At 72.4% G+C, this 21,648-nt stretch carries 17 protein-coding genes; 7 read left to right on the top strand and 10 right to left on the bottom strand.

Features of this window, described 5'->3' with window-relative positions; translation table 11 throughout:
• The 3 genes from KDK95_RS25875 to KDK95_RS25885 form a co-directional block, all read left to right on the top strand.
• Positions 1-909: ferredoxin family protein (locus KDK95_RS25875; protein ID WP_212520896.1), on the top strand; the 909-nt coding region annotated here is incomplete at its 5' end.
• A gap of 63 nt (positions 910-972) precedes the next feature.
• A complete protein-coding gene (locus KDK95_RS25880) occupies positions 973-2,166 on the top strand; it encodes a sensor histidine kinase (protein WP_212520897.1) in 1,194 nt (397 codons plus the stop codon).
• A gap of 9 nt (positions 2,167-2,175) precedes the next feature.
• Positions 2,176-2,844: a response regulator gene (locus tag KDK95_RS25885; protein WP_212520898.1), complete on the top strand. Its 669-nt coding sequence runs from the start codon at positions 2,176-2,178 to the stop codon at positions 2,842-2,844.
• Between the two features lie 178 nt (positions 2,845-3,022).
• On the opposite strand, the gene KDK95_RS25890 is transcribed toward KDK95_RS25885, so the two are convergent.
• The gene (locus KDK95_RS25890; RefSeq protein WP_212520899.1) at positions 3,023-5,098 is read right to left on the bottom strand and encodes a DNA gyrase/topoisomerase IV subunit B; all 2,076 of its coding nucleotides are present in this window, start codon (positions 5,096-5,098) and stop codon (positions 3,023-3,025) included.
• 324 nt (positions 5,099-5,422) lie between these two features.
• On the opposite strand from KDK95_RS25890, the gene KDK95_RS25895 reads away from it, so the two are divergent.
• The gene (locus KDK95_RS25895) at positions 5,423-5,632 is read left to right on the top strand and encodes a DUF7455 domain-containing protein (protein WP_249161899.1); all 210 of its coding nucleotides are present in this window, start codon (positions 5,423-5,425) and stop codon (positions 5,630-5,632) included.
• Positions 5,633-5,804: 172 nt separating this feature from the next.
• Here the strand turns inward: KDK95_RS25895 and KDK95_RS25900 are convergent, their stop codons facing one another.
• The 8 genes from KDK95_RS25900 to KDK95_RS25935 form a co-directional block, all read right to left on the bottom strand.
• Positions 5,805-7,463, bottom strand: coding sequence for an RNA polymerase sigma factor (locus KDK95_RS25900; protein WP_307844661.1), 1,659 nt, complete (start codon positions 7,461-7,463; stop codon positions 5,805-5,807).
• Positions 7,464-7,987: 524 nt separating this feature from the next.
• A complete protein-coding gene (locus tag KDK95_RS25905; RefSeq protein WP_212520901.1) occupies positions 7,988-9,739 on the bottom strand; it encodes a SpoIIE family protein phosphatase in 1,752 nt (583 codons plus the stop codon).
• A 631-nt stretch (positions 9,740-10,370) separates the two neighbouring features.
• Entirely contained in the window at positions 10,371-11,231 is an 861-nt protein-coding gene (locus tag KDK95_RS25910; RefSeq protein ID WP_212520902.1) for a FadR/GntR family transcriptional regulator, read from the bottom strand.
• A 270-nt stretch (positions 11,232-11,501) separates the two neighbouring features.
• Positions 11,502-12,266 carry a hypothetical protein gene (locus KDK95_RS25915; RefSeq protein WP_212520903.1) on the bottom strand — a complete coding sequence of 255 codons (765 nt, stop codon included), beginning with the start codon at positions 12,264-12,266 and terminating at the stop codon, positions 11,502-11,504.
• Positions 12,263-12,412: a hypothetical protein gene (locus KDK95_RS25920; protein WP_212520904.1), complete on the bottom strand. Its 150-nt coding sequence runs from the start codon at positions 12,410-12,412 to the stop codon at positions 12,263-12,265. Before KDK95_RS25920 ends, KDK95_RS25915 begins: the two co-directional genes overlap by 4 nt.
• A complete protein-coding gene (locus tag KDK95_RS25925) occupies positions 12,409-13,743 on the bottom strand; it encodes an ATP-binding cassette domain-containing protein (RefSeq protein WP_212520905.1) in 1,335 nt (444 codons plus the stop codon). The genes KDK95_RS25920 and KDK95_RS25925 overlap by 4 nt, the downstream gene beginning before the upstream one ends.
• A gap of 415 nt (positions 13,744-14,158) precedes the next feature.
• Positions 14,159-15,013, bottom strand: a complete 855-nt coding sequence (locus KDK95_RS36215) for an NUDIX hydrolase (RefSeq protein ID WP_249161894.1) — start codon at positions 15,011-15,013, stop codon at positions 14,159-14,161.
• 88 nt (positions 15,014-15,101) lie between these two features.
• Positions 15,102-16,289, bottom strand: a complete 1,188-nt coding sequence (locus tag KDK95_RS25935) for a DUF4192 domain-containing protein (RefSeq protein WP_212520906.1) — start codon at positions 16,287-16,289, stop codon at positions 15,102-15,104.
• A 248-nt stretch (positions 16,290-16,537) separates the two neighbouring features.
• Between KDK95_RS25935 and KDK95_RS25940 the strand changes: the two genes are divergently transcribed.
• From KDK95_RS25940 to KDK95_RS37175, 3 genes are all read left to right on the top strand, one after another.
• Positions 16,538-17,224 carry a response regulator transcription factor gene (locus KDK95_RS25940; protein ID WP_212520907.1) on the top strand — a complete coding sequence of 229 codons (687 nt, stop codon included), beginning with the start codon at positions 16,538-16,540 and terminating at the stop codon, positions 17,222-17,224.
• On the top strand, positions 17,221-18,765 hold the full coding sequence (locus KDK95_RS25945; RefSeq protein ID WP_212520908.1) for a sensor histidine kinase: 1,545 nt from the start codon (positions 17,221-17,223) through the stop codon (positions 18,763-18,765). Before KDK95_RS25940 ends, KDK95_RS25945 begins: the two co-directional genes overlap by 4 nt.
• Before the next feature lie 202 nt (positions 18,766-18,967).
• Positions 18,968-20,617, top strand: a complete 1,650-nt coding sequence (locus KDK95_RS37175) for a S1C family serine protease (RefSeq protein ID WP_212520909.1) — start codon at positions 18,968-18,970, stop codon at positions 20,615-20,617.
• 93 nt (positions 20,618-20,710) lie between these two features.
• Here KDK95_RS37175 and KDK95_RS25955 read toward each other — a convergent pair whose 3' ends face one another.
• Positions 20,711-21,553, bottom strand: coding sequence for a prenyltransferase/squalene oxidase repeat-containing protein (locus tag KDK95_RS25955; RefSeq protein ID WP_212520910.1), 843 nt, complete (start codon positions 21,551-21,553; stop codon positions 20,711-20,713).
• Between the last annotated feature and the right edge of the window lie 95 nt (positions 21,554-21,648).

The following is a 21,648-nucleotide window of genomic DNA, read 5'->3' on the forward strand; positions in this document are numbered from 1 at the left end:
GCCTCCTGCAGCGCCGCCTCCCTCCGGCTCGGCGAACCGCTGGCCGGGACCGCGCCGCTCGCCGCCCGCTGGCTGGCGATCGAGCAGCCCGGGCCGTGGGGCGCCCGCGCCCTGACCGAATCGCACTTCCCGCCCGAGCTCGGCCGTGCGCTCACCCATAAGGCGGACGCCGCGGGCGTGCGGATCGCGCTGATCAGGCGGCCGGGGCACCACGCGGAGCACGATCCGCGCGCGCCGCGCCGGGTGTTCCTCGCGGACACCAGGCCGGGCCGCGGGGCCCTGTGGTCCTGGTCCACCTCCGATCCGGCCACGCTGCTCGACCTGGACTTCGACGTCCCCGGCAAGCCGCTGCACGACGGCGGGCCGCTGCTGCTGATCTGCACGAACGGCAAACGCGACACATGCTGCGCGATCTCCGGCCGGGCGCTGGCCGGGTGGCTGGCGCAGGACGAGGCGACGGACACGGGGGCGATCTGGGAGGCCGACCACCTCGGCGGCCACCGCTTCGCCCCCACCGCCGTCGTGCTGCCCACCGGCTACGTCTACGGCCGGCTCGACGGTCCGGCCGCGCGCGCCATCCTACGCGACGCGGCCGCCGGACGGGTCGGCGGGCCGCTGTGCCGCGGGCGTTCCACCTGGTCACGGCCGGGGCAGGCGGCCGATCTCGCGCTGCGTGACGAGCTGCAGGAGTACGGCCCGGACAAGGTCGCGGTGCTCAGCGAGCTGCGGCTCTCCCCGGTGCCGGACGGCCCCTCCCGCCGCTACGAGGTGCTGCTCGCCGTCGGCGGCGACCGCTTCCGTGCCGTGCTCGCCGAGTCGGCGGCGGCCGAGGCGCGGCCGGAGTCCTGCGGCAAGGCCTTCGGCAACCCGCTTGAACTGCGGCTGGTCACTCTCGAGAAGGAGAGCTGAGCCGGGCCGGGATCCCCCACGCGGGGGAGGCGTGGCGCGGGCCGTGTCGAGCAGGATCGACGCATGACATTCCCGCTCGCGCTGCCCGGCCGCACGCGCCGCATGGTGACCCGCGCCAACAGCCGCATCCCCGCCCTGCTGGTGGACCTGCTGGTGACCGCCATCGCCGAGGCCAGCATCGTCTGGGGCGTGCTCTCCTCGCAGGAGTACGTCGAGGTCTCGTGGTCCTGGTGGGTCTGGGCATGGGCGCTGCTGCTGCCGCTCCCGCTGCTGTGGCGGCGCACGGCGCCGTTCGCGGTGTTCTGGCTCGTCGGCGGCGGCACACTGCTGCTCTCGTTCTTCGCGAACCTCGCGATCACCTGGAACCACAGCAGCGAGTTCATGCTGATGGTCGCGATGGCCACGGTCGCCTACTACCGCGACGGCTGGCGGTTCTGGCTGGCGGCGGGCACCTCGATCTCGGCCACGTTCCTCGCGGTGCAGCAGCAGCTCGGCCGGACGCTGGAGTCGATGCTGATCGTCGCGATGGCCTTCGTGGCCGGACGGCTGGCCGCGCAGCAGCGCGACCTGGCTCGGCTGATGACGGAGCGCGCGCACGAGATCGAGCAGACGTCCCAGGCGCGCGCGGCGCAGGCGGCGGCCGAGGAGCGGACCCGGATCGCCCGGGACATGCACGACATCCTGGCGCACGCCGTGAGCCTGATGATCGTGCAGGCCGAGGCGGGCGCCGCGGTCGTGCACCAGGACGCCCGGAAGGCCGAGGCGGCCTTCGACGCGATCGGCGACGGCGGCCGGGACGCGCTGGCCCAGCTGCGCCGGATGCTGGGCGTGCTGCGCGAGGACGACGCGCTGGCCCTGAGCCCGCAGCCGACGATCGGCGAGCTGCCGCGGCTGGTCGAGACGGTGCGCGCGACGAAGATCGACGTGCGGCTGGTCGTGGTCGGGGTGCCGCGGCGGCTGCCGCAGGACACCGAGGTGGCCGTCTACCGGACCGCGCAGGAAGCCCTCACGAACATGGTCAAGCACTCTCGCGCGGAGCGCGCCGAACTGCGCCTGGACTGGACCTCGGAGGCGCTGACCGTGCGCGTGACGGACGACGGAGCCGGTCCCGGCGCGGGCGGCGGCGAGGCCGGCAAGGGTCTGATAGGTATCAGGGAGCGGATCGGCGCGTGCGGCGGCACGGTCGAGACCGGACCCGGCCCTGACGGGCGCGGATTCCAGGTGCTCGTACGGATTCCGACGGACGCGTCCCACTAGGATCAGGGCATGGGGATACGGGTCGTGGTAGCCGATGATCAGGAATTGGTGCGCGCCGGGTTCGCGATGATCCTGGACGCGCAGCCCGACATCGACGTGGTCGCCGAGGCCTCGAACGGCGCGGCGGCGATCGCGGCCGTCGAGCAGCAGGAAGCCGACATCGCGCTGCTCGACGTGCGCATGCCGACGATGGACGGCCTCGAAGCGGCACGCCGGATCTGCGCACGCGGCGGCACCCGCGTCATCATGCTCACCACCTTCGACATCGACGATTACGTCTACTCGGCCCTGCAGGCGGGAGCGAGCGGCTTCCTGCTGAAGGATGTACGCCGGGACGACCTCGTGCACGCGGTACGCGTCGTGCACGGCGGCGAGGCGCTGCTGGCGCCGAGCGTGACGCGGCGGCTGATCGAGCAGTTCGCCCGCAGGCCGGAGCGCACCGCCGTCGCCCTGGCGCCCGATCCTGCGCTTGCCCAGCTGACCGCGCGCGAACTGGAGACCCTGAAGCTGCTCGCGCGCGGATTGTCGAACGCTGAGATAGCGGGCGAATTCGTGGTCAGCGAGCACACCGTCAAGACGCACGTGGGCAACGTGCTTGCCAAGCTCCACCTGCGCGACCGGATCCACGCCGTCGTCTACGCGTACGAGTCAGGCCTCGTACACCCCGGCAACCTTTAGGGGCTGCTTCTCCCCGCCTCCTTGAGGACGAGCCGCGACCACCGCGCTCGCGGGCGAGGTGGTCCGGAGCGGCCCACGCGACGCCGGCGCCATGTCCCCCGAACCAGAAAGTCCCCGCCGCGCCGCCGGACCGGCTGCGCCGGCCTTCGGCGACGCCGCCGAGTGAGCTGCCGGCGTCCTACACGTCGATCTGCGAGCGGTCCAGGCGCCCGGCCGAGTTGACGATGTACTCCTTGCGCGGCGCCACGTCCGAGCCCATCAGCAGGTCGAAGACGCGGTCCGCGGACTCGGCGTCGGAGAGCGTGATCCGGCGCAGCATCCGCCGGCGCGGGTCCATGGTGGTCTCGGCGAGCTGGTCGGCATCCATCTCGCCGAGGCCCTTGTACCGCTGCACCGGGTCCTTGATCTTCTTGCCGCGCTTGACCAGGTCCGCCGTGACGGTCTTCATCTCCTGGTCGGTGTAGGTGTAGATGTACTCGTTCTTCGCCCGGCCCTGGCCGATGACCTCGATCCGGTGCAGCGGCGGCACGGCCGCGAAGACCCGGCCGGCCTCGACCATCGGCCGCATGTACCGGAAGAAGAGCGTCAGCAGCAGCGTGCGGATGTGCGAGCCGTCGACGTCGGCGTCCGCCATCATGATCACCCGGCCGTAGCGCGCCGCGTCCACGTCGAACGAGCGGCCGGTGCCGGCGCCGAGGACCTGGATTATCGCGGCGCACTCGGCGTTCTTGAGCATGTCCGCGACCGAGGACTTCTGCACGTTGAGGATCTTGCCGCGGATCGGCAGCAGCGCCTGGAACTCCGAGTCGCGGGCCAGCTTCGCGGTGCCGAGCGCCGAATCGCCCTCGACGATGAACAGCTCGGAACGCTCCACGTCGTCCGAGCGGCAGTCGGCGAGCTTCGCCGGCAGCGCCGAGGTCTCCAGCGCGTTCTTCCGGCGCTGGGTCTCCTTGTGCTGGCGCGCGGCGATCCGGGTCTTGGCCGCCGCGACGATCTTCTCCAGCACCGTGCGGGCCTGCGGCTTGCGGTTCTTGTCGGTGGCCGTCAGGAAGGCCTTGAGCTGGTCGGAGACCACGCTCTGCACGATCCGGGCGGCCGCCGGGGTGCCGAGCACCTCCTTGGTCTGGCCCTCGAACTGCGGCTCGGCCAGCCGGACCGTGACGACGGAGGTCAGGCCCTCCAGGATGTCGTCCTTGGTGACCGGGTCGTCGTTCACCCGGAGCAGCTTGACCGCGCGCAGCTGGTCGTTGACCGTCTTGACCAGGGCGCGCTCGAAGCCGGTGACGTGCGTGCCGCCCTTGGGCGTGATGATGATGTTGACGAAGCTCTTGACCGTGGTGTCGTACTCGGTGCCCCAGCGCAGCGCCACGTCCACCTCGAGGGTGCGCTGCACGTCGGTGGGCACCATGTGGCCGGAGTCGTCGAGCACCGGCACGGTCTCGGTGAAGTTCCCGCTGCCGGTCAGCCGCAGAGTGTCGGTCACCGGCCGGTCCTTGGCCAGGTACTCGCAGAACTCGGAGATGCCGCCCGCGTAGTGGAAGGACTCGACGGCCGGCTCCTCGCCGCGCTCGTCGTGCACCTCGATGGTCAGGCCGGGCACCAGGAAGGCCGTCTGCCGGGCCCGGTTGTGCAGCTCCTCGAGCGAGATCTGCGCTTCCTTGAGGAAGATCTGCCGGTCCGCCCAGTACCGGATCCGGGTGCCGGTGACGCCCGCCTCGGCCTTCTTCGCCGATCGGCGGGACTTGTCCATGCCGCTGCGCGGCTCGAAGTCCGCGGCCGGCCCCTCGCCGGCGAAGACGCCGGGCACGCCGCGGCGGAAGGACATCGAGTAGGTCGAGCCGTCCCGGTCCACCTCCACGTCGAGCCGGGAGGAGAGCGCGTTGACCACCGAGGCGCCCACGCCGTGCAGGCCGCCGGAGGCCGCGTAGGAGCCGCCGCCGAACTTGCCGCCCGCGTGCAGCTTGGTCATCACGACCTCGACGCCGGAGAGCCCGGTCTTCGGCTCGATGTCGACCGGGATGCCGCGCGCGTGGTCGTGCACCGCGACCGAGCCGTCCTTGTGCAGGTAGACCTCGATCCGCTCGCCGAAGCCGCCGAGCGCCTCGTCCACCGCGTTGTCGATGATCTCCCACACGCAGTGCATCAGGCCGCGGCTGTCGGTCGAACCGATGTACATGCCGGGCCGCTTGCGTACCGCCTCAAGACCCTCCAGCACCAGCAGGTGCCGAGCGGTGTACTCGGGACTCGCGGCCACGTCGTCCTCCCTCTCGGGGATCTCGTCTTCTCCAGTCAACCCGCCGCTCACGCGGAGGTGCCGCAGCCAGCGTAGCGGCTGGCTCGGACAGTACCGTCATCGGCAGGGTACCGACTCCGGTGTCGGCAAGCTGTCCGATATGCCACACGGAACGCTACCGGCCGGTAGACCGTGCGTGACGCCCCCGCTGAAGGCGGGCGCGAGCGCGTACGCCCACAGCGAACGTGGCGTATTTGTACCTCCGGACGGGGCATCCTGGTCTCACCGGATGGTTTGATGTTGATCCGGGTAGCGATACCGCCGACGTACCAAGAAGGAGCTGACGTGACCGCAGTCCTCACTCCCACGGCCGAGTCCCTGACCGCCCTCGATCGTTGCGACCGCTGTGGCGCCCAGGCGTACATCCGCGTCACGCTCAACTCCGGTGGAGAACTCCTTTTCTGCGCGCACCACGGCAAGAAGTACGAGGAGAGCCTCCGGACGATCGCCGCGGACATCCACGACGAGACCGAGAAGCTCACCGAGGCCAAGTAGTCCTCGTACAGCCTCTCGGCGTGACTCGGTGACTCAGCAGGCCGCTTAAGGCCGGACAACGGCGCCCGGATCAGAGCAAGCAGGAAACCGCCCCGCGACCCGAAGGTCGCGGGGCGGTTTCGCGTCCGGGGCCGGCGGTCCGGGGCCGGCCTGCGGCCCCGAACCGGTCCGGCTAGTCCAGGTAGTCGCGCAGCACCTGCGAGCGCGAGGGGTGGCGCAGCTTGGACATCGTCTTCGACTCGATCTGCCGGATCCGCTCGCGGGTCACGCCGTAGACCTTGCCGATCTCGTCCAGCGTCTTCGGCTGGCCGTCGGTCAGGCCGAAGCGCATCGAGACGACGCCGGCCTCGCGCTCGGAGAGCGTGTCGAGCACCGAGTGCAGCTGCTCCTGCAGGAGCGTGAAGGAGACCGCGTCGGCCGGGACGACCGCCTCGGAGTCCTCGATCAGGTCGCCGAACTCGCTGTCGCCGTCCTCGCCCAGCGGGGTGTGCAGGGAGATCGGCTCGCGGCCGTACTTCTGCACCTCGATGACCTTCTCCGGGGTCATGTCGAGTTCCTTGGCCAGCTCCTCCGGGGTGGGCTCGCGCCCGAGGTCCTGGAGCATCTGGCGCTGCACGCGGGCGAGCTTGTTGATCACTTCGACCATGTGCACCGGGATGCGGATCGTGCGCGCCTGGTCCGCCATGGCGCGGGTGATCGCCTGCCGGATCCACCAGGTCGCGTACGTGGAGAACTTGTAGCCCTTGGTGTAGTCGAACTTCTCGACCGCGCGGATCAGACCGAGGTTGCCCTCCTGGATCAGGTCCAGGAACAGCATGCCGCGGCCGGTGTAGCGCTTGGCCAGCGAGACCACGAGGCGGAGGTTGGCCTCCAGCAGGTGGTTCTTGGCCCGGCGGCCGTCCTCGGCGATGATCTCGAGCTCGTTGCGGAAGCGCGGGTCCATCTGGTCGCCGGAGTTCAGCTTCTCCTCGGCGAACAGGCCGGCCTCGATCCGCTTGGCGAGCTCGACCTCCTGCTCGGCGTTGAGCAGCGGGACCTTGCCGATCTGCTTGAGGTAGTCCTTGACCGGGTCCGCGGTGGCTCCGGCGGAGGCGACCTGCTGGGCCGGGGCGTCGTCCTCGTCGTCGTCCGACAGGACGAAGCCCTCCTCCTTGTCCTCCTCGTCCTTGCCGGCGGTCTTGCCCTCGGCCTCGGCCTCCGGCTCCTCCGCGGCCTCGGCCGCCTCGAGCAGCTCGTCGGCGGCGAGTTCGAGATCGTCGATCTCGACCTCCTCGCCGTCCATCTCCCCGGGCTCGTCCTCGCTGTTCTTCGAGGTCTGCTTCGCGGAGGCCGTCTTGGCCGCGGCCGCGGACTTGGCGGTGGTGGTCTTCTTGGCGGCGGTCTTGCGCGCGGGGGCCTTGGCCGGGGCCTCGCCCTCGGCCTCCTTGGCCGGCGCGGGCTTCGCCGCCGTCTTCTTGGCCGCGGCCTTCTTGGCGGGGGCCTGCTTGGCCTCCTCCTCGGCGGGGGCGGCGGCCGCGCTCTTGCGCACGGTGCTCGTGCTCGTCGCGGTGCGGCTGGCGGAGGTGGCCGCGACAGCCTGCTTACGCGGCTTGGCGCGGCCGATGGGTGCGGCGGCGTCGCCCACCACGGCGACCGACACGCCCTTCTCGATCAGCGCGCGGACGACCTTCTTCAGGTCGCTCTCCGGCACCTTGGCGCCCTCGCAGGCGCGGCGCACGTCGTCGCTGGACACGGCTTGGTCCTGGGACTTGGCCAACAGGGACTGGACCGCGAGGGCCACCGGCGTGGTGGCCGCGGCCTCGTCAACGGTCGCAGAGGAAGGAGCCGACACTCACATACCCTTCGGAACGGTGCTCACATGTGAACTGCATCTGCCGCGCTGGACATAAGCTCTGGGTGCGGCGGAGCCGGGAAATCCACGCCCCGACAACGGATCCGCCGCCGTGCGCGGCCATCGGTCGTATCGTCGTGGTTACACCTATGGACAGCGTCCATCGGGCCCCGCGTATTCCCCCCGGCAAGGCCGAGCGGTCACGTCCGCCATCAGTCGTGCCTGGTGTGAATCATCCACCGGCCGCGGCTTCGGTGCTCCGGACCGCCACCGCGGTCGCTCCTGCACCGTGCCGCCGTTCACCGCTTCGCAAACGCAGGTCACGCACTCGGAAAAAGAGTCTAGCAGTGCTTGCGGTGTCAATGTGCCGCAGGGGCGCGATCCGGCCTATTTTCACGGGCGAACCAGCTTTTCACGGGCGAATCGGCCGCACCGCCGGGCAGCGCGAGCCGGTGCTCGGGGCGGTGGACGCCGGGGCCGGCGCCTGACGCCGACCCGGCGGCGGGCTGCCGCGCACGGGCCGTTCAGCCGCCGATCCTGACCGCGAGCAGGGTGACGTCGTCGTCCTGCTCCTGGTCCCTGAGCATCTCGTCGACGAGGTGGTCGAGCAGGGTGTCCAGATCGACCAGCGGCGCGCGCTCGACGGCCGTGCGCAACCGCTCCAGACCCACGGTGATCGCCGCGTCACGCGTTTCGACGAGCCCGTCGGAGAATCCGATCACCACGTCGCCCGGATTGAGTAAGACCTCGTGCTCGCGGCGCTCCTCGCTCAGGCCGAGCGGGGTGGCGGCCTCGTCCTCGTCGGCGTCCAGGTAGCGGGCGCGGCCGTCGGCCTGACGGACCAGCAGCGGAAGGTGCCCGGCGTCCGACATGCGCAGCGCGCCGCTGCCCGGGTCGAGCACCGCGTAGACGACGGTGGTCAGCGACTCGGCGTTCTCGGTGGCGTCGAAGAGCCGGTCCAGGCCGGTGAGCACGGCGCTCGGCGCCGGGTCGGTGAAGGCGAGGGCACGCAGCGCGGCCCGCACCCGGCCCATCCCGGCGGCGGCCGTGATGCCCTTGCCGATCACGTCGCCGACGACCATGCCGATCCGGCCGTCGTTGAACGCGAACAGGTCGTACCAGTCGCCGCCGACCTCGGTGTCCAGCGAGCCGGGGATGTAGCGGAAGGCCGCGTCGATCCCGTCGAGCGGCGGCAGCCGCTTGGGCAGGATCGCCTCCTGCAGCGAGACCACCTGCCGGTGCTCGCGCTCGTGCATCCGGGCGCGGGCGACGGCCATGGTGCACTGGCCGGCCAGCGCCTGCAGGTAGGCGCGATCGTCCTCGTCGAAGCCGCGGGGTGCGTCGTACGCCAGATAGAGGCCGCCGACCGGGCCGACCGCGGTGGACAGCGGGAGCACCGCCCAGGCCTGCTCGGCCGCGCCAGGCGCCGCGGACGCCGCCCACTCCCCCGCCTCGGGGAACCGGCCGCACAGCGCGGCGCGATCCGAGAGGTAGCAGGGCCGGCCGTCGCGCACCGCGGCCGCGAGCAGGGCGGGCCAGGCGAGCGTGCGCCACTCCCAGCGGTCGTCCTCGACGGCGGTGCGCGGGACGGAGGCCCGCTGCGGCGGGACCGTCGGCGCCGAAGGGCTGCCCGGACGGTGCGGCGTCGCCTCGTCCGACTCCGGGCTTCGTGCGGGCCGCATGGGCGAGGGCCACGGCGAGCGGCCCACCGGGTCGAGCAGCCGCAGGTCGACCCGGGAGGCCCCGGTGACCTGGCCCAGCTTGGCCACGGCCGCGCGCACCTCGCCGATCGTCAGCGCGCCGGCCAGCTCGCGGGCCACGGTCTGCAGCTTGCCGATCCGCCACTGCGTGGAGCCGAGCAGGTCGGCGATCCGGTGCCGGTCGGTCACGTCGTTGACGACGGCCAGCACCGCCAGCACCTCGCCGTCCGCGCCGCGCACCGGCGTCCAGCTGGAGTCGAGGTAGCGCACCCCGCTCCACTCCCCCCGGCTCAGCCGCTGCTCCGGCTCCCGGTACGGCTTGCCGTCCGCCAGCACCCGCGCGGCCGCCGCCTCGATCGCGCCGCCGAGCTCGGGACCGAGCACGTCGGTCGGCAGCAGCCCGAGATGCGCCTGCGGGGGCAGCCCGTTGAGGTCCGCGAGGGTCTGGCTGATGGTGAGGTAGCGGCGGTCGGCGCCGTAGCAGGCGAAGGCGAGGGGGCTGTCGGACAGGGCGTCGAGCAGCGGTTGCAGCAGCGGTGGCGCGACCGCCGCCCACCGCGCCGGATCGTGAGCCAACTGCCGTCTCCCGCCGCCGAATCCACCCCGTTTCCTTTCGAGCTTAGCCGTCACCGCGTCAATACGCGCCGTGATTGCGGGAAAAACCGCCGAGCGGAGGGATCTGACGCCACGTCGGTTAGTCCACGGGGCAGCCGAGTGGAGGGGTTTGGCGGCACGTCGGCTAGTCCGCGGGGTAGGTGAGTGGAGGGGCCTGCCGCACGTCGGCTACTCCGCAGTGCGCGGCCCAGTGGAGGGATCTGGCGGCACGTCCGCTACTCCACGGGGCAGGTGAGTGGAGGGGTCTGCCGCACGTCTGCTGCTCCACAGTGCGCGGCCCAGTGGAGGGGTCTGGCGCCACGCCCGCTACTCCACAGGGCAGCCCGAGTGGAGGGGTCTGCCGCACGTCGGCTGCTCCACAGTGCGCAGCCGAGCGGAAGGAGCTGGCGCCACGTCCGCTACTCCACAGGGCAGCCCGAGTGGAGGGGTCTGCCGCACGTCTGCTGCTCCACCGGGCGCAGCAGAGCGGAAGGATCTGGCGCCACGCTGGCTGCCTGCTCTCCAGCGCCCTTCCCCTACCGCGGGCCGCCCCCGGTGCGGACACGCGGCGGTGTTCCGTCCCGAGGGCGGCGGGGTGCCGTGGGCGTGCGTCCTACTGCTCGCGCTGGGCGGGCAGGCGCGGGGCGCCGGTGTGCCGGGAGCCGCCGCCGAGCAGCGCGGCGGACAGCTCGGCCGCGGCGGGGCCGTCGCCGGCCAGGATGTGCTCGACCAGCTCGGCGTGGCTGCGGGCGTTGGCCGGCAGCGCCTCGCAGCCCGCGCGCACGCCGGTGATCTCCAGCGCGCCGTAGACCACGGCGGACAGGTGCTCGAGCATCCGGTTCTCGGTGGCCTGCAGCAGCAGCGCGTGGAATTCGGCGTCGATCCGGGCGTAGGCGGCGGCGTCCACCGCGGCGGCGGACTCGGCCAGCATGTCGGCCAGCTCGCCGAGGCGGGCGCGGACCGGCTCGGGCAAGGCCCCGCCGCGCTCGGCGACGAGGTGCGCGGCCAGCGGCTCGAAGGCCTGGCGCAGCTCGGCGAGCTCGCGCGCCTGGTCGCTGCGCAGCGGGCCCTGCGCACGCCACTCGATCACGTCCGGGTCGAGCAGGTTCCACTCCTGCACCGGGCGGATCCGGGTGCCGACGTTGGGCCGCGCCGAGACCAGGCCCTTCGCCTCCAGCACGCGCAGCGACTCGCGCACCACGGTGCGGGATACCTCGAAGCGGTGCCCGATCTCCTCGGGGACCAGCGGGCGGTCGGCGCCTAGCTCGCCCGCGACGATCATCTGGCCGAGCTGTTGGACCAACTGGCCGTGCAGGCCCCGGCCGCGCTGGGCCGCCGCGCGCGGGAAGACCAGGGGCGCGGGCGCGGGTGTGTGCGGGCGCGGCGGCTGGGCGGTGTCGACCGGCTCGACGGGGCGGACGACGGGAACGGTCACGGTCATCACGCGGCCGGCGCTGTCAGTGGCGGTGTTCATGGTGATCTCGTCGGCTTTCCTGACGGACGGCTTAAGGCGAATCGACCGGTGCCAACCATGATTGTCACGGAAAGCACTCCTCCGAGTGATAAAGCGGATTGTCGCCGCGGAATCGGGCCGCGGCGCTGCTATGCGGGGCGCCCGCGGCACTGCTGTGCCGGGGCCCGCGGCCTGCTGTGCGGGGGCCTGCGGCCCTGCTGTGCGGGGAGCCCGCGGCCCCGCGGCGCTGCTATGCGGGGCGCCCGCCGGGGCGGTTCTGGGCCGATCGGCTCAGTCGATCCGGCGGCGCCGCACCGCGTAGAGCGCGGCGAGCAGCAGCACCGCGGCGACCGATTCCGGCAACGCGAGCGATACCTGATCGATCGGCAGCCCGACGTCGGTCATGCCGCGCACGACGTCGAGCGCATACGGGCTATGCGAGCTGGGCAGCACCGCCGCGGTGGACGCCGCGAGCAACCAGGACACGGACGCCGCGAGCACACGCAGCCGCAGCACCGAAGCGCAGAGCACGCCCAGCATCCCGCCGAACGCCGCGTAGCAGGACTCCGCGGGCGTCGGCAGCATCAGCACCGCGCCGAGCGAGATGTGCTCCGTGGCCCTGGTGCCGTGGGTGAGCGCGAAGCCGCCGAGCGCGGTGAGGTACGCGGCGAGCCTGGTCACGGCCGCGAGCCAGATCCCGACGACGAGCGCGACGATCAGTTTGCCGAGCATCCCCGCGCCACGCCGCGGCAGCCGGGTATACGTCGTGAGCCCGACGCCGTGCCGGTAGTCCTCCGTGACCAGCCCGGCCCCGAGCCACGCGGCGGCCAGCACCGCGATCGTCGCCGGCAGGATCCTGCCCGCCGTGCCGCCAGCGACGACCCAGCCGACGTGCGCCTGCGGGTCGCCGGAGTTCACCGCGGCGCGCGCGGCCGGCAGCGTGGCCAGCGCGGAACCCAGCGCGGCCAGGCAGAACACCCCGGCCGCCGCACGCCGGGTGGCCAGCCGCGTCGCCTCGTACCCGGCCGCCGCCCGCACGGATTGCAGTCCGATCACCGCACGTTCTCCTGTCCACTCCCCGCACGCTGCTCCAGTCCGGTCACCGCACGCTTCTCCAGTCCGGTCACCGCACGCTTCTCCAGTCCAGCCCTCGCCCGCACGGATTGGAGTTCGATCACCGCACGCTTCTCCAGTCCGATCACCGCACGCTCTCCTGTCCGGTCGCGACCGTCTCGTCGTTTTTCGGTACGGCGGTCAGCCTCACCGTGCCGGTGGTGCCGGTAGTGCCGGTGGTGCTGTTGTAGCTGGAAGTGCTGGAAGTGCTGGAAGTGCCAGAGATGTCGGACGTGCCGTAGGCGCCGGAGGTGCCGGTGGCCGAGGCGCGTACGTGGTCCGCGGTGGCTGCCGCGGGTGCCGCGGTCTCACTCGCCGGCGCGGAGGCGCTCTTCGGCACCTCGATGACCGACAGCAGCGCCGACTCGGCCGCCGAGTCGGTCTCCTCGCCGCCGAGCCCACCGAGTCCGCCGAGACCGCCACGCGTGCCGGCTCTGCCGCTGAACGGCATCACGACCTCGGCCGCGGCGTGGTCCGGCACCTTGACCGTGGCAGGGGCCTGTACCGGCAGGACCGCCGGAGGCCTGCGGCAGGCTTCGAGTACGGCGACGACGGGATCCTGCACGCCGGACCGCAGCGCGAGTTCGTGCAGCGGGATCTCGTTGCGGAAGGCGAGATCGCCGATCCTGGCCCGGTCCAAGCCACGCACCTCCAGACAGGCGCCGTCGAGCTGCGTCGGCTCGGCTCCTGCGCCGACGAGTACCGCGGCGAACCGCAGCACCTGCGGCGTCCGCACGATCACGCAGTCCCCGGACACGTCGCGCGAGGCCTGCCTCGCGGTGCGCTGGCCGACCAGCCGGCCCTCGGCGAGCGCGTAGATCCGGTCCGCGCGCAGCAGCATCGAGTCCGTGTTCTCCCCGGTGACCAGCACGCAGCGGCCCTGTGCCGCATACGCACGCAGCAGGGCATTGAGCCACGGCTGCCCCTCGGGTTCGAGCCCGCATTCGGGCTCGTCGAGCAGCAGCACCTCGGGGTCGCCGAGCAGCGCCTGCGCGAGCGCGAGCCGGACGGCCATCCCCTCGGTGAGCTCGGAGATGCGCAGCTTCGCCTGGTCACCGAGCCCGCACACGTCCAGCACGGCCGCGATCCGCTCCCGCCGCCCGCCCGGCGCCGCGCCCGGATCGGCGGACAGCGCCAGCCGGAGATGACCGGCCACCGTGCGCCCCGGATGCAGCGCGAGCGGGTCGAGCATCGCGCCGACCGTGCGCATCGGATGCGGCAGCGACCGGAACACCCGGCCTTCGAAGAGCGTGCGGCCGCCGCCCCGGTCGATCTGCAGCATCCGCCGCAGCAGGGCCGTCTTCCCCGCGCCCGGCTGGCCGAGCAGTCCGGTCACCTGTCCCGGCCGCACCTGGAAGCTGACGCCGTCCAGCACCTGCCGCCCGCGCCGACGCGCGCTGACCTCGATCACCTCGATCACGGCAACATCGTCGCCGCCCGTCATCACGGAAAGGCCCGGGACACGCCCCTACGGGGCCGGATTCACCCCGTCGGATCCTTACCTCGCGGAAACCGCTGCTCCGAACGGTGAGGCAGAAGCGGCACGGCGTCGGCCCGGCGTGACATCGGCCCGGTACCGGCACGATCCATGGCGGCACGGCATCGGCGCGGCACGGCGTCGGCACGGCGTCGGCACGATCGATGGCGTGGGCACGGTATCGGCTCGACGTGGCGTCGGCACGGAATCGGCGCGGCACGGCGTCGGCAGGGCGTCGGCACGATCGATGGCGTGGGCACGGTATCGGCCCAGCATGGCATCGGCACGGTATCGGCCCGGCATGGCATCGGCGTGGCGCGCGGGGACACGCGGCGCGCCGGGTCGGCTGTCGGGGGGATCAGGCCGGGCGCAGCATCGGCGGGTTGAGCAGCGTGACGTCTCCGCGCTTGAACAGCTGCGCGGGACGGCCGCCCTGGCGCGTCGTGGTGCCGCCCGCCGGAAGGACGTACCCGGGCGTGCCGGTGACCTTCCGGTGGAAGTTGCGCGGGTCGAGCTCGACACCCCATACGGCCTCGTACACGCGGCGCAGCTCGCCCACCGTGAACTGCGGCGGGCAGAAGGCCGCGGCCAACGGCGTGTACTCGAGCTTCGAGCGGGCCCGCTCCACGCCGTCGACCAGGATCTGCTCGTGGTCGAAGGCGAAGGCCGCGCGCTCGCTCCCGCGGCCGCCGGCCGGCCCGTCGGCGCCACCCGCCGCACCAGCCGCACCACCTGCACTACCCGCACTGCCCGAACCATGAGCACCACCAGCACCGCCACCGCCACCGCCACCGTCCGCCGCGTTCGGGAACAGGTCGGGCAGCAGGTCGGCGACCGGCGTCCAGTGCGCGTCCGCCGCGTCGCCGCCGGCCGTCGGCGACGGGAGGTCCGGGGCCAGCGCGAGGTAGGCGACCGAGACGACCCGCATCCGGGGATCGCGGTCCACCGCTCCGTACGTCGCGAGCTGCTCCAGGTGCACGGGCAGGTCGGCCAGGCCCGTCTCCTCGGCCAGCTCGCGCTTCGCCGCCTCGCCCAGCGACTCGCCCGGCCGCACGAACCCGCCGGGCAGCGCCGTCCGCCCCGCGAAGGGCTCCTCGCCGCGCCGGATCATCAGGGCGCTCAACCGCGCGTCGCGCACGGTCAGGACCACGAGGTCGACGGTGACGGCGAAGGCCGGATAGCGCGCCGGGTCGTAGGGCTCGGACTCGCTCATGGCGGCCATCATATATCGTCCAGATGACGATAAAGAGCCGGAGCACGATATTCATCTCAGCACTCGTTGATGAGAACCGGCCGCCGTTCTAGACGCCCACCTCCGCCATCGACTCCAGCCGCCGGGCGGTTCCGTGCGAGGCCACGCGCACCAACGCCGGTCCGACGCCGCGCTCCATCCCGGCCTGGATCAGCACCGCGAGCGGGTAGTCGGGGATCGCGGCGAGCGCCCGGTCCAGCGTCAGCGCGGCCCACGCTCCCCAACCCAGCGCCCACGACGCCCAGGCCGCGACCGAGTACCCGGCCGCCGCCTGATCCGCGGTGACCGCGCGCCGCGCCAGCTCGACGGAGAGCGCCACGGCCTGCCCGGCCCGCTCCGTCGCGCACCAGGTCGCGAGGTAGTCGCGCACCCGCACGTCCGTCAGCCCGAGCAGCAGCCTCGCCGCGGCGTCGTCGGGCAGCCGCCAGCCGGGCCCCTCGACGCTCGAACCGACCTCGTCGGCCAGCGCCCACAGCTCGCGCACCTCCTGCCAGCTCGGCGGGGCCACGCCCCAGCGCTCCCCGGTCCGCGCCTCCTCGGCCTCGACGAGTGCCGTGCACGCCGCGCGCGTGCGCTCGACGATCGCCGTCGCGTACGGCTCGAGGCTCGAGGCCAGGGCGTTACGGCTGGGCAGCACGACCAGGCCCGAGTACGTGCTGAGCGCGGCGACCTCGCTGGCCATCGGGTCGATCGGCGTGCCCTCCGGCGGACAGCATTGCGCGCGCTCGCACAGGAAGGACCACCAGCGGTCCTGCGCCACGAACATCGAGTCCAGCGGCATCAGGCCCCTGCGGCGCAACTGCGTGCAGAGGATCACCGAGAGCCGCCGGTAGAGCGAGGGCAGCGGATCCACGCCGGGACGCGGATAGATCAGCACGATCGCCTCCACCGCGTGCTCGTCGAGCAGCCGCTCCACCGCCCAGCGCGCGAACCGCGCCGGATCGCGCTCCACGTCGCCGAGGTCGACCCGCATCCCGTGGCAGATCGAGGAGCGCCCGCCCGCGCCGTGCGGGCTGAGGCCGAGCACCACGACGCTGTCGTCGGGAACGAAGCCGAAGAAATGCGGAACGGCCGCGGCCACCTGCCCCGGGCTGTTCAGTTTGACGGTCACCTCGCCGAACACCCCGCCGCCGCCTGCCGCGTCCACCCCGGTCGCGATCTGGAATCCCTCGAAACGGTCCGCCGCCATCGCCGCCGCCGAGGCCTCGCCCTCGGCCACCCGCCACTCGTCGTTCATCGCACTCGTCTCCCTCCGCGCGAACCGCCACGTCACGCCCCGGTCCGGGGGCGCGACGCCTGTCGAGAGCAACGATCTTCGAAGCGGCCGGCATTGTCGCGGCACGAATCGCGGCCTGTGGACAGACCCGGCATGTGGATAACACCCATCGCCCGTTCGGTGCAGCCGTCCATATGCTCAATGCGCCTATTCGGCGAGATTCGGCAAGATCTCAGCAGGCTCTCAGCGCAACGGAAGAGACTGGTCGCATGCGCATTCTTGTGGTGGACGACGATCAGGCGGTTCGGGACTCGCTGCGTCGCTCCCTGGCGTTCAACGGATACGATGTCGAGCTCGCCGCGGACGGCCTGGCGGCGCTCGAGTCGATCGCCCGCAGCCGCCCCGACGCGGTCGTGCTCGACGTGATGATGCCGCGGCTCGACGGCCTCGAGGCCTGCCGCCGCCTGCGGTCGGCCGGCGAGGACCTGCCGATCCTGGTGCTCACCGCGCGCGACGCCGTCTCCGACCGCGTCGCCGGCCTCGACGCCGGCGCCGACGACTACCTCCCGAAGCCCTTCGCGCTCGAGGAGCTGCTCGCCCGGCTGCGCGCCCTGCTGCGGCGCACCCAGCCCGCATTCTCCAGCGAGAACGGCAAGCTCAGCTTCGCCGACCTGACGCTGGATCCGCTGGCCCGCGAGGTCACCCGCGGCGAGCGCACCGTGCGGCTGACCCGCACCGAATTCAACCTGCTCGAACTGCTGATGCGCCACCCCCGGCAGGTGCTGACGCGGTCCCAGATCCTCGAGGAGGTCTGGGGCTTCGACTTCCCGACCACCGCGAACTCGCTCGAGGTCTACGTCGGCTACCTCCGCCGCAAGACCGAGGCCGAGGGCGAGACCCGGCTGATCCACACCGTGCGCGGAATCGGCTACGCGCTGCGCGAGACGGCACCGTGAGCACTGCGAAGACGGCGAAAGCGAAGACCGCGCGACGGCGTCCGCCGCTGCGTGGGATCCCGCTGCGCCGCTGGTTCACCTGGCACACCTTCAGGTCCCGGATAACGATGCTGGTCATGGCGGCCGTGGGCCTGTCGGTGGCCCTTGGTGCACTGATCAGCTACGTGTCCATCAGCAGGACGATCAACAACAACGTCGACAACGATCTGAAGATGCGCACCTGGGCGCTGGCCGACACGGATCTCGCGGCTGTGTCCTTGCAGCAGGTGGGCTCCGGCCTGAACACGGACGGCAGCGCGGCGGCGCTGAACCTCGCCGGCCTGAAGATGTCGATCGTGACCGCGAACGGCGCGAGCATCAGCCCTCCGGTAATCCCGCTCGCCGGCAAGGCCGTGAGCACAGCGGCGCCGACGTTCGGAAGCCCCGAGCTCGCCGTGGCCGCCGGGCAGTCGCCCTATTCGCTGCGGACCGTCGACGTCAACGGCCAGCTGTACCGGGTCTACTCGATTCCGGACACTTCCAAGGGCGGTTGGTTCGGCACGTACGTGCCGCAGGACTCCGCACTCGTCGTCGCCACCTCGCTGGCCGCGACCGAGAGCACGCTCAACACGCTCGCCACCGTGTCCTTCGTCGTCGGGCTCATCGGCATCGCGCTCGCCGGCGCGGCCGGTTTCGCGATCGGCCGGGCGGCGCTGCGGCCGGTCGAGGAGCTCTCGAAGGCGACCGAGTACATCGCGCGCACCGGGGACCTGCGCAGCCTGCCGGTGAACGGCGACGACGAGCTCGCGCAGCTCACCCGGAACTTCAACACGATGCTCGAGGCGCTGGCCCGCTCTCAGGAGCACCAGAAGCGGCTGGTCGCGGACGCGGGGCACGAGCTGCGCACGCCGCTGACCTCGATGCGTACGAACCTCGACCTGCTCGCGCAGGTGATGGCCGCGCCGGACGACGACCGGCTGCCCTTCGAGGAGCGCGTCGCGCTGATGAACGACGTGCGGGCGCAGATGGAGGAGCTCTCGCTGCTCATCTCCGACCTCGTCGAGCTCTCCCGGGACGAGCAGCCCTCGCACGCGATCGAGCGGCTCGACGTGCGCGACATCGTGGACCGGGCGGCGGAGCGGGTGCAGCGCCGGGCGCCCGCGCTGACCTACGACCTGAAGCTCTCGCCGTGGTACCTCGACGGGGACGCGGCGGCGCTGGAGCGCCTGGTCACGAACCTGATGGACAACGCGGCGAAATGGTCCCCGGAGGGCGGGACGGTCACCGTCACCCTCGCGGACGGGCTGCTGCAGGTCGCCGACCAGGGCCCCGGCATCGCCGAGAAGGACCTGGCGCACGTCTTCGAGCGCTTCTACCGCTCGCCCGAGGCGCGGGCCACGCCCGGCTCGGGACTCGGGCTCGCCATCGTGCGGCAGATCGCCGAGAACCACGGCGGCCGGGTCGCGGCGGCCCGGGCCCCTGGCGGCGGCGCACTGCTCGGAGTGTGGCTGCCGGGCACGCCCGCGGCCGAGGAGCTGCCGGCCGGCAGCCGGGCGCGTTAGGGCACGTTAGCCCGGACGGCGCCGCTTCGCCGGGGCCATCACTCGCCCGGCGGATTCCTCATCGGTTTCTTTTCCGCCGACCCGCAGATGCCAGGCCTCGTCCAGAGGCCTGGCATTTCGGTTCGATAACGAACTCAGATTCCACAACGTCTTCTCCATGCTGTCTCAGCAATGTCTCAGCCGTCGGGCCGAGAGTACTGGCATGACCGAGACGCCTGACCTCCCCTCCACGCCCGAGCAGCCCGGCCCGGCGAACCAGGAAGCCGACCGCGAGCTGGTGCCGGCCGCCGTCCTGCCGCAGCAGGGTGAGACGGCGTCGGCTCCGGAGCACACCGCGCCGCTGCCGGTCGAGCCCGCGCCGAGCACGTCCGACCACGTCGGCGCGCCGTCGAGCGGCACGGGCCCGGGGCAGGGCTGGGTGCAGGAGCCGCCCGCCTCGCTGGCCCCGCCGAGCGTCCCCGGCGCCGCGCCGGCGTTCGGCGCGCCCGCTCCGGCGCCCGCGCAGTCCGAGTCCCCGGCCCCGGTCCCCGCGTCGCCGCAGTACCCGGCCGCGAGCCCGGCCCCGAGCTTCTCCGCCCCGGCCCAGGCCGGCGCTCCGGCCGCCGCGGAGCACTCCGCGCCGAGCTGGGCCTCCCCCGCCTCCGGCGGCCTGCCGCCCTACGGCGAGGGCCCCGCCCCGATCGGCTTCGAGCCCGCCCCGGCCAAGCCGAAGAAGAACCGCACCCTGATCACCGCCGCGGTCGTCGCCGCGCTGGTCGGCGGCGCCGTCGGCGCCGGGGTCAGCTACGCGCTGCGCGGCAACTCCAGCAATGACGTCACCTCGGCCTCGTCGGTCGACACCAGCGGCCTGAACACCGGCTCGGCCAACGCAACGGCCGTGACCGCCGTGGCCAAGAAGGTGCTGCCGTCGGTTGTGACGATCACCGTCGAGGCGACCTCGTCCAGCTCGAGCAGCTCGTCCTCGGGCGACATCGGCACCGGCATCATCCTCAGCTCCACCGGCGAGATCCTCACGAACAACCACGTGATCTCTGCGGCGGCCAGCGGCGGCTACACCATCACCGTCACCTTCGACGGCGGCGCCAACGCGCAGGCCACCATCGTGGACCGGGACCCGACCAGCGACCTCGCGGTGATCCAGGCCCAGAACGTCAGCGGCCTGACCCCGGCGACGCTGGGCGACTCGACCAGCGTGCAGGTCGGCGAGCAGGTCGTCGCGATCGGCGCCCCGCTCGGCATGTCCAACACCGTGACCAGCGGCATCGTCTCGGCGCTGAATCGCCCGGTGATCCCCGCCACGGACAGCAGCGGTTCGAGCAGCAGCTCCTCGACCACCTCGACCACCGCGCTGGACGCCATCCAGACCGACGCGGCGATCAACCCGGGCAACTCCGGCGGTCCGCTGATCGACATGAACGGCCACGTCATCGGCATCAACGCGGCCATCGCGAGCACCGGCTCCAGCTCGCTGGGCAGCAGCGAGTCCGGCTCGATCGGCCTCGGCTTCGCGATCCCGATCTCCCAGGCGGAGCCCGTCGTCAAGGAGCTCGAGGCCAAGCAGACCCCGACGCACTCGGTGCTCGGCGTCTCGGTCGAGGACGCCTCGACGACCGCCTCGCACACCGGCGCCGTGCTCGCCTCGGTCACCTCGGGCGGCGCGGCCGCCAACGCGGGCCTGAAGACCGGCGACGAGATCATCAAGATGGACGACCAGCAGATCGACGGCTCGGACGCGCTCGAGGCCGCGGTGCACTCGTACCGCCCCGGCACGACCGTGACGCTCGTCTACCTCCGCAACGGCACGCAGTCCACGACCACGGCGACCCTCGCCTCGGCCACCTCGGGCAGCTGAGGCGGTCGGCGGCTCGGAGAGCGATGAGGGCGGGCCCCCGGCGCGAGTTCGCGCCGGGGGCCCGCCCTTCGTCTGCCGGCTGCCGCCGGGCGGTCAGTCCGACTCCTCGTCCTCGTACATCGCCGGGTAGCGAACCGGGCCGCTCTGCTCGGCGGCCAGCAGCACGCGCGCCGCGGAGACGGTGAGCGTCGGCGAGGGCTGCTCGCTCATCCCGTCCGTCCACGAGCCGTCCGGGTTCTGCATCGTGATCAGCCGCGCGGCTATCCGCCGGTTCCACCGGTCGCCCGGCCGGGTGCACGCGCCGAACCAGGCGAGGTCCGCGGCGTCGAAGTTCTCGAAGCTGCGTCCGACGACGTCCAGCAGCCGGCGCACGACCATGATCCGCGCCTGCGTCCGCAGCACCCGCGCGGCCAGCCAGTGCGCCACCAGCGGCGCGGGCAGCCGCCCGTGCGGATCGACCAGCCACTCCAGGACCTCGGAGGCCTTCGCCACCGCCTCGGGCTCGGCGTCGTAGTCCGCCAACGTCGCCGCGCAGTTCGCCGTCAGATACGCGCGGGCGCCCGGCGACCCGGGCAGCAGCCAGTGCGGGATCTCGAACTGCGGCGTGCTCGGGCTCGGGCCCTCGCTCCAGGTGCCGTCGGCGGCCTGAGCGCGGGTCAGGAACGCCAGCGCGGCCGGGATGTCCGCGGCCAGCGATTCGGCGGGCACCGCGCGCAGCAGGAAGAGCTGGTAGCAGGTCCCGTCCAGGGTGGACAGGCCGTCGGACCACGAGGCGGGCCACCCGCCGTCCGGGTTCTGCGGCACGGCCGCCGACACCGGCCCGCCCTCGACAGCCCGGCCGGCTAATCCGGCAAATCGGGCACGGTCGAGGACACCGCCCTGCGCCTGCACGTATTCCCACGCCGCCGCGAGCGACTCGGTGCTGCCCTCGTTCACGCAGGAACCGTAGCGGTACCCCTGTACCGGAGTCCAGGGCGGGTCCGACTCGTACAACGATCGCAACCCAGCTGTCACCAGCAACGATCTTCGAA

The organism is Actinospica acidithermotolerans, assembly GCF_018139625.1.
GTDB lineage: Bacteria > Actinomycetota > Actinomycetes > Streptomycetales > Catenulisporaceae > Actinospica > Actinospica acidithermotolerans.